The organism is Myroides sp. NP-2, from assembly GCF_014145665.1.
In the GTDB taxonomy this organism is placed as follows: domain Bacteria; phylum Bacteroidota; class Bacteroidia; order Flavobacteriales; family Flavobacteriaceae; genus Flavobacterium.
On record NZ_JACHTD010000001.1, the window covers coordinates 484226 to 498262 of the forward strand.

Annotated in this window: 14 protein-coding genes; 12 read left to right on the forward strand and 2 right to left on the reverse strand. The window is 37.0% G+C overall.

The genetic code is table 11. The features are described from left to right. Window positions 1-68: 68 nt before the first annotated feature. Window positions 69-752, reverse strand: a complete 684-nt coding sequence (locus H4K35_RS02135) for a Crp/Fnr family transcriptional regulator (RefSeq protein ID WP_182625804.1) — start codon at window positions 750-752, stop codon at window positions 69-71. Between the two features lie 128 nt (window positions 753-880). Between H4K35_RS02135 and H4K35_RS02140 the strand changes: the two genes are divergently transcribed. From H4K35_RS02140 to H4K35_RS02180, 9 genes are all read left to right on the forward strand, one after another. After that, on the forward strand, window positions 881-3262 hold the full coding sequence (locus H4K35_RS02140; RefSeq protein WP_182625730.1) for a heavy metal translocating P-type ATPase metal-binding domain-containing protein: 2382 nt from the start codon (window positions 881-883) through the stop codon (window positions 3260-3262). 85 nt (window positions 3263-3347) lie between these two features. Continuing rightward, window positions 3348-3566 carry a cbb3-type cytochrome oxidase assembly protein CcoS gene (ccoS, locus tag H4K35_RS02145; RefSeq protein ID WP_182625731.1) on the forward strand — a complete coding sequence of 73 codons (219 nt, stop codon included), beginning with the start codon at window positions 3348-3350 and terminating at the stop codon, window positions 3564-3566. Between the two features lie 6 nt (window positions 3567-3572). Next, complete coding sequence (ccoN, locus tag H4K35_RS02150) at window positions 3573-5756, forward strand: cytochrome-c oxidase, cbb3-type subunit I (protein WP_182625732.1); 2184 nt, start codon at window positions 3573-3575, stop codon at window positions 5754-5756. Between the two features lie 18 nt (window positions 5757-5774). Beyond that, window positions 5775-5981: a cbb3-type cytochrome c oxidase subunit 3 gene (locus H4K35_RS02155; protein WP_158961321.1), complete on the forward strand. Its 207-nt coding sequence runs from the start codon at window positions 5775-5777 to the stop codon at window positions 5979-5981. Continuing rightward, complete coding sequence (locus tag H4K35_RS02160) at window positions 5978-6958, forward strand: cbb3-type cytochrome c oxidase N-terminal domain-containing protein (protein ID WP_182625733.1); 981 nt, start codon at window positions 5978-5980, stop codon at window positions 6956-6958. The genes H4K35_RS02155 and H4K35_RS02160 overlap by 4 nt, the downstream gene beginning before the upstream one ends. A gap of 100 nt (window positions 6959-7058) precedes the next feature. Beyond that, the gene (ccoG, locus tag H4K35_RS02165; protein WP_182625734.1) at window positions 7059-8480 is read left to right on the forward strand and encodes a cytochrome c oxidase accessory protein CcoG; all 1422 of its coding nucleotides are present in this window, start codon (window positions 7059-7061) and stop codon (window positions 8478-8480) included. A gap of 19 nt (window positions 8481-8499) precedes the next feature. Beyond that, complete coding sequence (locus H4K35_RS02170; protein ID WP_182625735.1) at window positions 8500-8949, forward strand: FixH family protein; 450 nt, start codon at window positions 8500-8502, stop codon at window positions 8947-8949. 5 nt (window positions 8950-8954) lie between these two features. Beyond that, window positions 8955-9650 carry a sulfite exporter TauE/SafE family protein gene (locus H4K35_RS02175; protein ID WP_182625736.1) on the forward strand — a complete coding sequence of 232 codons (696 nt, stop codon included), beginning with the start codon at window positions 8955-8957 and terminating at the stop codon, window positions 9648-9650. A gap of 539 nt (window positions 9651-10189) precedes the next feature. Then, window positions 10190-10594 carry a hypothetical protein gene (locus H4K35_RS02180; RefSeq protein WP_182625737.1) on the forward strand — a complete coding sequence of 135 codons (405 nt, stop codon included), beginning with the start codon at window positions 10190-10192 and terminating at the stop codon, window positions 10592-10594. A 124-nt stretch (window positions 10595-10718) separates the two neighbouring features. Here H4K35_RS02180 and H4K35_RS02185 read toward each other — a convergent pair whose 3' ends face one another. After that, window positions 10719-11168, reverse strand: coding sequence for a hypothetical protein (locus tag H4K35_RS02185; protein WP_182625738.1), 450 nt, complete (start codon window positions 11166-11168; stop codon window positions 10719-10721). Window positions 11169-11400: 232 nt separating this feature from the next. Between H4K35_RS02185 and H4K35_RS02190 the strand changes: the two genes are divergently transcribed. From H4K35_RS02190 to H4K35_RS02200, 3 genes are all read left to right on the forward strand, one after another. Continuing rightward, window positions 11401-12429 (forward strand): cytochrome-c peroxidase, encoded by a 1029-nt coding sequence (locus H4K35_RS02190; protein WP_182625739.1) that lies wholly within the window; start codon window positions 11401-11403, stop codon window positions 12427-12429. Window positions 12430-12634: 205 nt separating this feature from the next. After that, window positions 12635-13408, forward strand: a complete 774-nt coding sequence (locus H4K35_RS02195; protein WP_182625740.1) for a 3'-5' exonuclease — start codon at window positions 12635-12637, stop codon at window positions 13406-13408. A gap of 12 nt (window positions 13409-13420) precedes the next feature. Next, window positions 13421-14032, forward strand: coding sequence for a fumarylacetoacetate hydrolase family protein (locus H4K35_RS02200; RefSeq protein ID WP_182625741.1), 612 nt, complete (start codon window positions 13421-13423; stop codon window positions 14030-14032). Window positions 14033-14037 lie beyond the last annotated feature (5 nt).

The window sequence follows — 14037 nt, forward strand, 5'->3', positions numbered from 1 at the left end:
TAAGTTATTTTGCATCATTTGCATAAAAATATAGATGAATTTAATTAAATTAAAACGACAGTTCGCATTTATTCTGCTAATGAACGAAGCTCTCGCTTGTCCACGAGAATAATGTCTTTTCCTTTGAGTTGGATGATGCCTTCTTTTTTGAGTTCAGAAAGTAAGCGAATACAACTTTCAGTAGCTGTTCCTACCATATTGGCTAAGTCTTCACGCGATAATTTGATGTTTAACGCTTGCGTTTCCGCAGATGAACCACCTAAATCTTCCAGTTTCAACAAGATAATAGCTAAGCGTTCTTTTACTGTTTTATGCGTTTGATTGGCCAAATCTTGATCCGCGTCTTTTAAGTGTGTACAGATATCGCGCGTAACCAATAACGAAAATTTATTGTTGTCCGTGAAGTTTTCGAGCATTTCCTTTTTGGGAATAAAGCACACTTGCATATCTTCTAAAGCCGTCGCAGAAAGATTGGACGCCTCCTCATTGATAATCGAACGTTGACCTAATAAGTCTCCCCGTTTTGCTAATTTAACTATGGAGTCCTTTCCGTTAGAATTTAATTTTGTTAATTTACAGAATCCCTCCTTTATACAATAAACACCATTCAAACTATCCCCTTCAGAGAAAATATTTTCTCCTTTCTTAATGATAAAGTGGGTTTTTGTTTCTGAAATAGCTAGTAACTCCTCTCTAGTTAAAGCCTTTAGAGAACTGAATTCTCTAATCATACATTGCTCACATCGTCCCATACCTGAATATACTAATTTTAATGTAATTGGTGAAATACCTCTGCAAAGATAGTGGTATTTACTGATAAATGTCATAAATTTTAGGAGAATTAACCAAGACCTTTGTACAAGGTAAATGAGCAAATTTTATGGAGAAAAAAGCGTGTTTTCATTGTGGTAACAGTGTTACTGCATTTAATCGTATAGACTACGATGAAAAAATGTTTTGTTGTAACGGTTGTAAGACTGTCTACGAAATCTTTAATGAAAACGATTTAACCTGTTATTATGACCTTGAATCAACACCTGGAGCTACTCCTGAAGATGTACAAGGGAAATACGATTTCTTAACCAATGCGGATATTGTAGAAAAGCTACTGGAATTTAACGAAGGAACAACAGCTATTGTTTCCTTGTATATTCCCCATATACACTGTAGTTCTTGTATTTGGATATTGGAAAACCTACACAAGTTGAACGCTGGAGTTTACCGCGTATTAGTCAACTTCCCTGAGAAAAAGGCAACCATTACCTACGATACCGAAAAAATTGATCTGAAGGAAGTTGTTTTGTTGCTCTGCCGAATTGGGTATGAACCTTATATCAGTTTGAAAAATTACGAGGAAAAACCCAATAGCATCGATCGCAGTTTGATCTATAAAATAGGAGTGGCTTTTTTCTGCTATGGCAATGTGATGATGTTGTCGTTTCCCGAGTATTTTAATATAGACGATGTGTGGATGGAACAATACAAGAGTTTCTTCCGTTGGTTGATTTTGTTTTTGTCTCTGCCAGTGTTTTTCTATTCTGCTTCACCCTATCACAAAGCGGCTTGGACGGGAATAAAAACGAAGAATTACACCATTGACATACCGATGTCTTTAGGAATTATAGTGATGTTTATTCGCAGTACGGTCGATATCGTTTTCGATTTAGGACCGGGATTTTTTGACAGTATGACGATGTTGGTGTTCTTTATGCTTTTGGGAAAACTCTTTCAGCAGCGCACCTATAACTTCTTGTCCTTTGAGCGCGATTACAAATCGTATTTTCCCATTGCCATTACAAAACTAGGCAAAGACGGAGTAGAAGAACCCATTCAGGTGTATGAAGTGGAGCAAGGAGATCGCCTCTTGATTCGCAATCAAGAATTGCTGCCAGTGGATTCGATTTTGTTATCTGAACGCGCGTTTATCGACTATAGCTTTGTAACAGGAGAAGCGATACCCGTAGAAAAAAAATCGGGAGATAAGTTATTTGCTGGAGGAAAACAAATGGGAGAGGCTGTAGAGGTCGAAGCTATTAATAAAGTATCCCAAAGTTATTTGACGCAATTGTGGAGTAATGAGGTTTTCCAAAAACGCGTTGACCTAAAATACAAAACTATTACCGATACGGTGAGTCACTACTTCACGCCGGCGTTGTTAACCATATCTGTTTTAGCGTTTATTGGCTGGGCTTTTGTTGATTTAAACAGCGCTTTTAACGTAGTAACGGCCATTTTAATTGTTGCTTGTCCGTGCGCCTTAGCCTTAACTGCGCCTTTTACCTTGGGAAATGCCATCCGCATATTAGGACGCAAGAAGTTCTTCCTTAAAAATGTAACAGTCGTGGAGCAAATGGCAAAAGTAGATACCCTTGTTTTTGACAAAACAGGAACGATTACCACAAATGCACAATCGACAATTCGATATGAAGGTTTGGAGTTGAACAAACAGCAACAAACCGATATAAAAAATTTAGTACGCGCTTCTAATCACCCGCTAAGTCGCAAACTGTACGCTTTTTTACAAGCAAAAGTCGTGAGTAAGCCAACCCAGTTTGAAGAAATTGCAGGTAAGGGGATTGTAGGAGAAATTAGCGGTAAAGAATACAAAATAGGATCTGCCACTTTAGTACAAGCTGATGTGCAAGGAAAAATAAACGAAACAGCAGTACATATTGCCATTGATGGGCAGTATTTTGGCAAGTTTATCTTTGAAAATCACTACCGCCCTGGTTTGGAAACGCTCTTTAAAAATTTGCGTAAACACCAGTATAAGTTGAGTATTCTCTCTGGAGATAACGAAGGAGAAAAGGCCTATTTACAAGCCATCCTCCCTCAAGATACCGCCTTGGCATTTAATCAAAAACCAGAGGAGAAATTAGAGTATGTCAAAGCACTACAACAACAAGGAGGCAATGTTATGATGATTGGAGATGGGCTAAACGATGCAGGTGCCCTAGCTCAAAGTAATGTAGGAGTATCTGTGTCAGAAAATGTCAATGTATTTACTCCAGCGAGTGATGCAATTTTAGATGCAACCGTATTTGACCGTTTATTGGGTTATTTGGTTTTTTCTAAACAAGCTGTTAAAGTTATTAAGCTCAGCTATGTGCTAGCTTTAACGTATAATGTGATTGGGATTACGGTGTCGATTATGAATATGATGTCGCCTTTACTGGCTGCTATTTTGATGCCAATCAGTACGTTTACTATCATTAGCTTCGTTACTGTATTGACAAATTATTATGGAAAAAAGATAAAATAAAAAAACTAATTATTAGGTTTTTGGTGATATTTATCATATTTTTAGCTAATATATATTGTTAACTTTGTTTTAATAATAATGAGGTATGAGTGTTATTTATTTCTTAATTAGTATCAGTGTTTTCGTGGCAGGGATCTTCCTCTACATTTTTATTAAGTCTGTAAAAAGTGGTCAGTTTGACGACGCTTATACGCCTTCTGTACGCATGTTGTTCGATGATGAGTTGAAAAAAGAAGAGAAAGTGGGCAAGAAAACAGGAGCAAAACAAGGTGAAGAAAATAATCAAAAAGAAAATCAAATATAAACAACTATGGAAGTGCAACAATTTTATTATGACAACAAAATTGTAAAGAAATTCCTTTACGCATCGATCTTTTTTGGTGCCGTTGGGATGCTTGTAGGATTACTATTAGCGGTACTGTTTATATTTCCTAACTTGACCGATGGTATTCCTTGGTTGAGCTATGGAAGGTTACGTCCGCTACACACGAATGCAGTTATTTTTGCCTTCGTTGGAAATGCAATCTTTGCAGGGGTTTACTATTCTTTACAGCGTTTGTGTAAGTCAAGAATGTACAGTGATGTTTTGAGTAACATTCACTTTTATGGATGGCAAACGATTATTGCAGCAGCAGCAATCACCTTGCCTCTAGGTTTTACTACTTCAAAAGAGTATGCTGAATTAGAGTGGCCAATTGACATCGCCATTGCGGTAATTTGGGTTACCTTCGGTATCAACATGATTATGACGATCATCAATCGTAGAGAACGTCACATTTATGTTGCTATCTGGTTCTATTTAGCAACTTTTGTAACAGTAGCAGTATTACACATCTTTAACTCGTTAGAATTACCTGTTCACGGATTAAAATCATACTCTGTGTATGCAGGGGTTCAAGATGCACTGGTGCAATGGTGGTACGGACACAATGCCGTGGCCTTCTTCTTGACCACTCCTTTCTTAGGGTTGATGTATTACTTCTTGCCAAAAGCAGCGAATAGACCGGTGTATTCTTACCGTTTATCTATCATTCACTTCTGGTCATTAATTTTCTTGTATATCTGGGCTGGACCACACCACTTATTGTATTCAGCTCTACCAGAATGGGCACAAAACTTAGGAGTAGTATTCTCTGTAATGTTGATTGCTCCATCTTGGGGAGGTATGATTAACGGTTTATTGACCTTGCGTGGAGTATGGGATAAAGTAAGAGTAGATCCTGTGTTGAAATTCTTCGTAGTAGGTATTACAGGATACGGTATGGCGACGTTTGAAGGACCTATGTTGTCGTTGAAAAACGTTAACGCTATTGCGCACTATACGGATTGGATCGTAGCTCACGTACACGTGGGAGCCTTAGCATGGAATGGTTTCATGACTTTTGGTATGGTGTACTGGTTAATCCCTAGAATGACAAAAACAGAATTGTATTCTAAAGCATTAGCTAACTTCCACTTCTGGATCGGAACATTGGGTATTATCTTATACACGATACCTTTATATGTAGCAGGTTTCTCTCAACACTTAATGTGGAAAGACTTCGATCCATCAGGAACATTGAAATATGGTAACTTCCTTGAAACAGTAACTGCAATTATGCCGATGTATATCATGCGTGCGATTGGAGGAACGTTCTACCTAATCGGATTATTCGTATTGATTTACTTAGTATACAAAACAGTAAGAGTTGGTAAACCAGTAGAAGACGAATTAGCAGAAGCACCAGAATTAAAAAGAATTTCTGCTTCTCGTTTAAAAGGAGAAGCTTGGCATACTTGGTTAGAAAGAAGACCAATCCAATTTACAATCCTTACAACCGTAGCGATTTTAATTGGAGGTATTGTACAAATTGTACCGACCATTTTTGTGAAATCCAATATTCCAACGATTTCCAGTGTGAAACCTTATACGCCATTGGAGCTAGAAGGTAGAGACTTGTATATCCGTGAAGGATGTGTGGGATGTCACTCTCAAATGATTAGACCATTCCGTTCAGAAGTTGAGCGTTATGGTGAGTATTCAAAATCAGGTGAATACGTATATGACCACCCATTCTTATGGGGTTCTAAACGTACAGGACCAGACGTGATGCGCGTTGGACAGAAATATTCAGATATCTGGCATTTCAACCACATGTATAATCCACAATCAACTTCTCCAGGATCTATTATGCCAGGATATAAATGGTTGTTCGATAACAAACAAGCGGATTTCTCACGCATTGAGAAAAAAATGAGAGTGATGAGAACGCTTGGTGTTCCTTATACAGATGAAGATATTGCAAATGCAAGACAGTCAATGAAAGAACAAGGAGAGCAAATCGCCTTGAATTTCCAAACAGACCCGGATTATAAAAATTCATATTTAGCTAGTGAAAAAGCAGCTAAAGAAAGTGGACAGGAGTTCGTTCCAATGAGCGAACGTGAGATTGTTGCTATGGTTGCTTACTTACAACGTTTAGGTACAGACATCAAGAATAGAGTTGAGGAATAATAAAAAAGAGAAAGCATTATGTTGAAATTTATTAAACATACAATGGAGACAATAGGAGGGATTGAAATTTATCCGATTATATCCCTGCTTATATTCTTTACCTTTTTTGTAGGCTTGTTTGTATGGGTGTTTACCTATAAAAAAGAAACGATTGAAGAATTGAGCAATATGCCATTTCTAGATGACGAAAAGCACAATGTTGATCCTAATTCAGAAAAATTATGAAAAAGTATTTTCCAGTATATGTAAGAGTTCCATTACTATTCTTGCTATTTTATGTATTAGTAGAATGGGTAGCAGGCGGAACTGCACAAAGACCTGCTTTCATCGATCATCCTGCGGTGCTTATTTTGTTGGGATTGTTTTTATTCGCGCTCATAGCTGTAGAAATTGTAGCTTCTGCAACGAATAAAGTACTCAATCGCTTAATGACTCCAGAAGAGTTAGCTGCGAAAGAAAAACAAGACAACCTAGCTTTTGCTGATAGACCTTGGGTGAAACGATTGATGCAAAAAATGACGCGTACAACATCAGTAAGTGATGAAGGAGAGTTGTTGATGGATCATGACTACGATGGTATTAAAGAGTTAGATAACGAATTACCACCTTGGTGGGTAGGGTTATTTTACGTGACTGTCATCTTCTCAGTTGTATACTTATTGAGATTCCACGTATTTGGAGGCGACAACCAAATTGTTGAATACGAAAAGTCAGTGGCTATTGCCAAAGAACAAATTGAGGAATACAGAAAGACAGCTGCGGATTTAATCTCTGCAGATGAGGCACAATACTTAACAGATGAAAGTTCGTTAGCCGCAGGTAAAAAGATTTTCGAAACCAACTGTATGGTGTGTCACCAAGCAGACGGAGGTGGAGGAATCGGACCGAACCTAACAGATGATCATTGGATTTTAGGTGGAGGTGTTAAAAATATTTTCCACACCATTGCAAAAGGTGGACGTCCTGGTAAAGGAATGGTCGATTGGGAAAAAACACTAAAACCATCTGAGATCGAGAAAGTAACCTCTTATGTTATTTCATTAAATGGTACAACTCCTGCAAGTCCGAAAGAGGCAGAAGGAGATATCATTTGGTCAAAAGCAGAATTAGAAGGTTCAGCAGCTGCTGAAGCTGATGAGGAAGCAGCTGTACCAAGTGATGAAGCTGTAGCGACAGACGCAGCTGAAACAAGTCAAGAGTAAATTCTGACACAAACAAAAAAAAACTAATAAACACATATAAAGGAGTTGAGTGGAGTATTTATACACATACTCAACTCCTTTTCTAAAAACACACAAGGCTATGGAAAATGGAAATAATGAGAGTTTTAGAGACTCTATAAGTACCATTGACAAAGATGGTAAAAGGGCATGGATTTATCCTAAAAAGCCGTCTGGGCCATATTACAACAAGCGAAAAATAGTAAGTTATTTATTGCTGGTTTTTTTACTTGTAGCACCCTTCATCAAAATTAATGGAAACCAATTGTTGCTCTTTAATGTAATTGATCGAAAGTTCAACATTTTTAGCTTCCCATTTTGGCCACAAGACTTCTATTTGGTGGTAATTTCAATGATTATTGGTGTTGTTTTTGTAACGTTATTTACGGTTTCATTTGGTCGTATTTTCTGCGGTTGGATCTGCCCGCAAACTATTTTTATGGAGATGGTTTTCAGGCGAATCGAATATTGGATTGACGGCGATAGAGGCGCGCAAATGAGGTTAGATAAGCAACCGTGGAACTCAGAGAAAATACGCAAAAGACTCTTGAAGTGGTTCATTTTCTTCGTCATTTCATTCCTTATCGCTAACGTATTCTTATCCTATATCATAGGAAGTGATGCTGTATTGCTAATGATTGAAGACGGTCCTTTTGCTCATTTGGGCAATTTTATTGGACTGATCATCTTTACTTCTGCCTTCTACTTTGTCTTTACTTGGTTTAGAGAACAAGTATGTGTAATCGCTTGTCCTTACGGACGATTACAAGGCGTGCTGTTAGATAATAAATCCATTATTGTTGCTTATGACCACGTCCGTGGAGAACGCACAAAAGGAAGAGGAAAATTTAAAAAAGGCGAAGATAGAGAAGCAGAGGGAATTGGAGACTGTATTGACTGTAAACAATGTGTGAACGTTTGCCCTACAGGAATTGATATCCGAAATGGAACCCAGCTAGAATGTGTCAACTGTACCGCTTGTATTGATGAATGTGATTTCGTGATGGAAAAAGCAGGTCTCCCAAAAGGGTTGATTCGCTATGCCTCTGAAGAAGAAATCGTAGAGAATAAACCGTATTCTTTTACACCACGCCAAAAAGGATATACCGTTGTATTGTCTATTTTAATAGCCGTACTTATCGGACTCCTATTCTTGAGAACCGACGTAGAAGCAAGGGTATTGCGCGTTGCTGGTAAAACGTTTGAACACAAAGGAGCGAATATCTCCAATGTGTATACCTTCAAAATTATGAACAAAACCATGAAGGAGTATAACAACCTTACTTTTAAGGTGAGAAAACCAGAAACAGCAGAAGTTAAATTGGTTGGACATGACGAAATTAAAGTAGCAAAAGAAGCCTATAGTGAAGGTGTGCTATTTATCGAAATTCCACAAAAAGATTTGGATGGATATAGTACTAAAGTTACTATTGATGTATACGACGGGGATCGTTTGATTCAAACAACGAAAACAAACTTTTTAGGTCCGCGAATGTTGAATTAAAAATTAAAAATAGTTAGGTATGAAATTTAATTTTGGAACAGGAATCGTAATTGCCATCGCGCTTTTTATGATTTTCATTTTACAGTATGTCATTCGCGTTCAAGTTGATGCGAAATACGATAATCAATTGGTAACAGAAAACTATTACCAACAAGAGGTTGAGGTGGATTCACGTCGTGAGAGAGAGATGAATGCACTGAAACTCGATGAACAAATTACAATCTACAGTACTTCAAGCGGAATCAAAATCGGATTCCCTGAAAGTTTTGACTACAACAAGATACATGGAAAAATATTCCTATACAGACCGTCTAACCAGCAATTAGACTTTGATACTCTCATATCATTGTCTTCTTCCAATTTGCTCATACCTAACACAAATCTGGTAGACGGTCGTTGGGATATTGTGGTGGAATGGAACTATAACGATCAGTCGTATAGAAATGTTAAACAAATAACGATTAAGTAGAGACTTTGATTTCGGCACTTATATTTGGCTTAGTGAGCAGTCTGCACTGCATTGGAATGTGCGGACCGATTGCCTTGATGTTGCCAATTAGCCAAAACAATCAAGTAGTAAAAATTAGGCAGATGTTCACCTATCACATAGGAAGAATAGCTGCCTATTCTTTATTAGGCTTCGTCTTTGGTTTATTTGGCAAAGGGTTATTTTTAGCTGGATTTCAACAACAATTGTCTATCGTTGTGGGAATTATTATGATCGTCTTAGCTCTTGTTCCCACCAATCGCATCGGAAACTTTAACCTGTTAAAACCGATGTATCGCTTTGTGAACTGGATTAAATCTTCCTTGGGAAAACAATTCAAAAAGAAATCGCCGAATGCCTTGTTTTTTATCGGTTTCTTCAATGGGTTTTTACCGTGTGGAATGGTGTATGTCGCCTTGTTTGGCGCACTAGCTACACAGGATGTTTTTCTCGGTATGGCGTATATGGCTTTTTTCGGACTGGGAACGATTCCTTTGATGAGTTTGGTCATTTATTTTAAAAACCTGTTCTCAGAACGCTTCAGACGTAACGTGATGAAATACTATCCCGTTGTAATTGTGTTGATTGGTATGCTATTTATTATCCGAGGGTTGGGGTTAAATATCCCATTTTTGTCTCCTGATACGTTGAATTTGTTCGTACGTGGAGAAGCAATGTGTTAAATAATGCTTAAAAATAGTGACTTTTGTCTGTGACAGTTGTCTTACTAATAGAACAACAGCAAGTATGCGTATTATTAGCTATGAAAAAGAGTACAAGCAGTTGTTCGATTGCTATAGAAAAAGAGAAAAAAAAAGGAAAGACCATGTCTTTCCTTTTTTTTTGAAGCAGGTAAACTTGACTTAACCCTCATAATTCTCCCCCAATAATGCGCTACTTCTCTACGTTTAGCCTTTATATTCTATAATTTAGCCTTTGAAAAGTGAATGTTTGTTATTCAAAATTTTCTAATTATTGAGTTTAGTCTTAAAGTTTTGAATTATTTCCTGCAATTTGAGGTATTTTTCATGTTAATTTTTTGATGTTATGTGTTGTTTGTCTTTATGTTAATATATTATCTTGTTTAATTTAATAAAATATTTTGTTTAATTTTACTATGATTGTTATAAAGTTGATGGTATTGCAAAAATAGAGTTATATTTTCTAAACATAGTAATATTTCTTAAATTCACTGTAGAAAAAAAATTAAAATTTGTTGTTTATGAAAGCAAAAGTACAGTATAATGATTTTAAAGGTACTGTAGCTGCAGACATATCAGATATGATTGCAGTTAACAAAGGTAATTACATCAGCAGTATTGGGGAGTACTTCGATGTAGATCAAGAGCGTTTTAAAGTAGTAGGGGTTTCTCTACAGGGAATTCAAGATTTTGAATTGACCATGCTTTGTATTGACAAAGAGAAAAGTACGCCATTCAAAGAGCATTTGGTAAAAATGAAATTTGATCTTGATGCAGAAGGACAAAAACAAATGTTAGGTTTGTTGTTTAAACGATTAAATGTTGTTCTTTTCGATTCAGGTGAAAATGAAAACGAGTATGCGAACGATAATTACGACGAAGTCGTTAATTATGCAGATTTTCATCAAAAAGAAGAGTTGGACTAAACCGTATTTTTTCTAACGAATAAAAAGAAAAGGTTCTCGACAAGGTTGAGAACCTTTTTTTGTTGAAAATAGCAAATAAAAAAAGGACAACGCCCGTTGTCCTTTTTTGTATTGTAGTGTTAATTTAATAATTGTCTTTTCTCCAATTGACTACGTCTGCTAATATTTTTTCTGTGTCAGGGTGTACATCTTCTAAGTAATTCTCCGTGTATAGCGTATAGGTTGCTTTATCTAAACGCAACTTCACTTGATTATTATTGATGACTTTTACTGAAATTTGCCCAGAAGAATCTACAAATAGCTGGTTTCTTTTTGAGGTTTGGTCTTCTTTTAACGTAAGGAAAATAGGCGTTTGCGAGCCTCCAGTAAGTCTGCTGTCTTGTTGATACACCAATGTTGCCTTCCCGTCTTTATAGGTAAAATAATAGTTTTTAAACATAAATGTCTTTGCTGTAAAAACTTTGGTTTTACTTTTGTCCAAGGTATAAGGTGAAGAAACTATCGTTTCAGTAGTTTGACAACTCTGTACAAGAGGTGCCAAGGCTAGTAGGGTAAGGATAAATAGCTTTTTCATAAGTAAAATTGGTGTGATTCAATAAGACCAAAATAAGATAAAAGTTTAATAAAACAAAATATTTTTTATGTAAAATTTGTTTTTGAGTGCTTTTTGGTTCGAAAGTGTTTGCTTTTGTGGTTGAAACGATGATAATTTTTCAAAATAATTTTCCTAATTGACGTGATATTTATCAGGCTTTAAGAAAAATTTTAAGCGTAATTTAATACTAGAATAAAAAGTAGTGTGAATTATGATAAAAAGACTTGTATTAATTGCCTTAGTAGCATCTTTTGTTGGATGTAAGAAGGATCAGTCTAAAGCATTCGAATATGTTCAAAAGGGGAATGCTGAGTTGCTAACAAAAGCACAAACGTTTTTTCAACCTATTTCTTCAGTTGAATTGCCAGCATTGGATTCGGCTAAGGTTGAACTAGGAAAGTATTTGTACTTTGACACGCGTTTGTCTAAAGAGGGAAATATCAGTTGTAATTCCTGTCATAATTTGAATACTTATGGGGTTGATAACCTTGCTTTTTCACCGGGAGATGACGGTTCTTTAGGAGGACGTAACTCGCCTACAGTGTTTCACGCTGCACTGCACAGCATGCAGTTTTGGGATGGACGTGCAAAAGACGTAGAAGAACAAGCTGGAGGTCCTATCTTAAATCCCGTAGAACACAACATCAAAAATGAAGAGGAATTAGAACAACGACTGCGTCAAGTAGACTTGTACAAAGAAAAATTCGCAGCTGTCTATCCTGGAGAAAAACAACCGATTACGTTTTATACGATTACCAATGCAATTGGCGCTTTTGAGCGCACATTGATGCCGGCGAGTCGGTTTGACCAATTCTTAGAGCGCGATACTGATGCGCTAACCGAACAAGAACAAAAGGGATTAGAAGCGTTTATGACAGTGGGGTGTACTACCTGTCACAGCGGTGTGGCTTTGGGTGGACAAATGTTCCAAAAATTCGGACTCTATGGCGATTATTGGAGGGAAACAAAATCTGAAAAAGTCGATAAAGGATTGGCTGATCTTAGTAAAAAAGAAGCAGAAAATTATTTCTTTAAAGTGCCTGGACTGCGAAATATCGCCCATACCGCTCCGTATTTTCACGATGGTTCAGTCCAAGACTTAAAAGAAGCTGTCCGCATTATGGCTAGTCTACAAACCAATATAACCTTAACGCAAGAACAACTGGACGATATTACTGTTTTTTTAGGAAGTTTGTCTAGTGATATTCCCGCAGATGTAAAAAAATCACCCTTTGAATAAGATTTTTGCCAAGGGCGTTTGCCTGCAAAATTTCATAGGAGCTGCTCTGAAAAGAGCAGCTCTCCTAATTTATAGCTGTGTGGATTATCCCTCTCACTGAGTCAGTTGCGCATCCTATAGGCGAATGACTGAAAAGTTAACGGGGTAAAATGTATTGGCTTAACTTATACATTTGTTATATTTGTAGATAAATAAACCAAGAATTATGGAGTTGAAATTACATAGACCTATTTGTTTTTTTGATTTAGAAACAACAGGAATAGATGTGGCAAGAGATAGAATCGTAGAAATCGCTATTCTAAAAGTATTTCCCAATGGAAATAAGGAAAGCAAAACGTGGTTAGTCAATCCTGAGCGTCCAATACCTGAGGCTTCTTCTAAGATTCACGGAATTACAGACGATAAAGTAGCGAATGAACCCACTTTTAAAGAACTGGCTCCCTTGGTTTATCAAATGATTAAAGACGCCGACTTAGCCGGATTTAATTCCGATCGCTTTGATATTCCTTTACTGGCAGAAGAATTGTTGCGCGCAGGCGTTGATTTTGATTTGGGCAACCGCGTAACAGTGGATATTCAGACGATTTTTCACAAAAAAGAAGAACGCACCTTAAGTGCTGCCTATAAGTTTTACTGCAATGAAAGCCTAGAAAACGCACATTCAGCCGCAGCAGATACGCATGCCACCTACGAAATATTGAAGGCACAGTTGGATCGCTATGACGATTTAGAAAATGATATGCGCTTTTTATCTGAATTTACAACGAGAAAGAAAAGCGTTGATTTTGCTGGTTTTATCGCGTTAAATGACGAAGGTCAAGAAGTATTTACCTTCGGAAAACACAAAGGGGTTTTGGTGGATGAAGTATTGGAAAATGAGCCTGGGTATTACGGTTGGATTCAAAATGCAGATTTCCCCTTGTATACCAAAAAAGTGCTGACAGCCCTTAAGTTGAGAAAACTCAATACTAAATTATAAAAGAGAAGTAGTATGAAAATTATCTGTGTGGGTAGAAATTATGTAGAACACATTGCGGAGCTCAATAATGAAAGGCCAGATGAACCGGTTTTATTTATCAAACCCGATACTGCTCTTTTGGGAAAAGAATTTCCCTTTGTAATTCCCGAATTTTCACAGGATATTCACTTTGAAGCTGAAGTAGTTGTGAAAATTACTAAAGTAGGGAAGTATATCAATGCGAAATTTGCTTCGAAGTACTACGAACAAGTGTCGGTGGGAATTGATTTTACTGCTCGCGATTTGCAAAGCAAATTAAAAGAAAAAGGACTGCCTTGGGAAAAGGCAAAAGCCTTTGACAATTCTGCTTTTGTAGGTGATTTTATAGCGAAAGAAACCCTGGGTTCTTTAGATCAGCTGGCTTTTTCATTGAAGCAAAATGGAACAGTGGTGCAACAAGCAACGACGGATCAAATGATCTGGAAAATTGATGAGCTAATCGCAGAAATATCGAAGTATTTCACCCTGAAAACGGGAGATTTGATCTTTACAGGTACACCTGCAGGTGTGGGACGTGTAGCTCCTGGAGATAGCTTAGAAGGCTTTTTAGGAGATGAAAAAGTATTTGATTTAATCGTAAAATAACTGGT

Bases quoted from the DNA above. Each gene is read 5' to 3' on its own strand.
- ccoS (WP_182625731.1), top strand. From the start codon at position 3,348: ATGAGTGTTATTTATTTCTTAATTAGTATCAGTGTTTTCGTGGCAGGG.
- H4K35_RS02185 (WP_182625738.1), bottom strand. From the start codon at position 11,168: ATGAAAAAGCTATTTATCCTTACCCTACTAGCCTTGGCACCTCTTGTA.
- ccoN (WP_182625732.1), top strand. From the start codon at position 3,573: ATGGAAGTGCAACAATTTTATTATGACAACAAAATTGTAAAGAAATTC.
- H4K35_RS02160 (WP_182625733.1), top strand. From the start codon at position 5,978: ATGAAAAAGTATTTTCCAGTATATGTAAGAGTTCCATTACTATTCTTG.
- H4K35_RS02200 (WP_182625741.1), top strand. From the start codon at position 13,421: ATGAAAATTATCTGTGTGGGTAGAAATTATGTAGAACACATTGCGGAG.
- H4K35_RS02190 (WP_182625739.1), top strand. From the start codon at position 11,401: ATGATAAAAAGACTTGTATTAATTGCCTTAGTAGCATCTTTTGTTGGA.
- H4K35_RS02170 (WP_182625735.1), top strand. From the start codon at position 8,500: ATGAAATTTAATTTTGGAACAGGAATCGTAATTGCCATCGCGCTTTTT.
- H4K35_RS02180 (WP_182625737.1), top strand. From the start codon at position 10,190: ATGAAAGCAAAAGTACAGTATAATGATTTTAAAGGTACTGTAGCTGCA.
- H4K35_RS02140 (WP_182625730.1), top strand. From the start codon at position 881: ATGGAGAAAAAAGCGTGTTTTCATTGTGGTAACAGTGTTACTGCATTT.
- H4K35_RS02135 (WP_182625804.1), bottom strand. From the start codon at position 752: ATGGGACGATGTGAGCAATGTATGATTAGAGAATTCAGTTCTCTAAAG.
- H4K35_RS02195 (WP_182625740.1), top strand. From the start codon at position 12,635: ATGGAGTTGAAATTACATAGACCTATTTGTTTTTTTGATTTAGAAACA.
- H4K35_RS02155 (WP_158961321.1), top strand. From the start codon at position 5,775: ATGTTGAAATTTATTAAACATACAATGGAGACAATAGGAGGGATTGAA.
- ccoG (WP_182625734.1), top strand. From the start codon at position 7,059: ATGGAAAATGGAAATAATGAGAGTTTTAGAGACTCTATAAGTACCATT.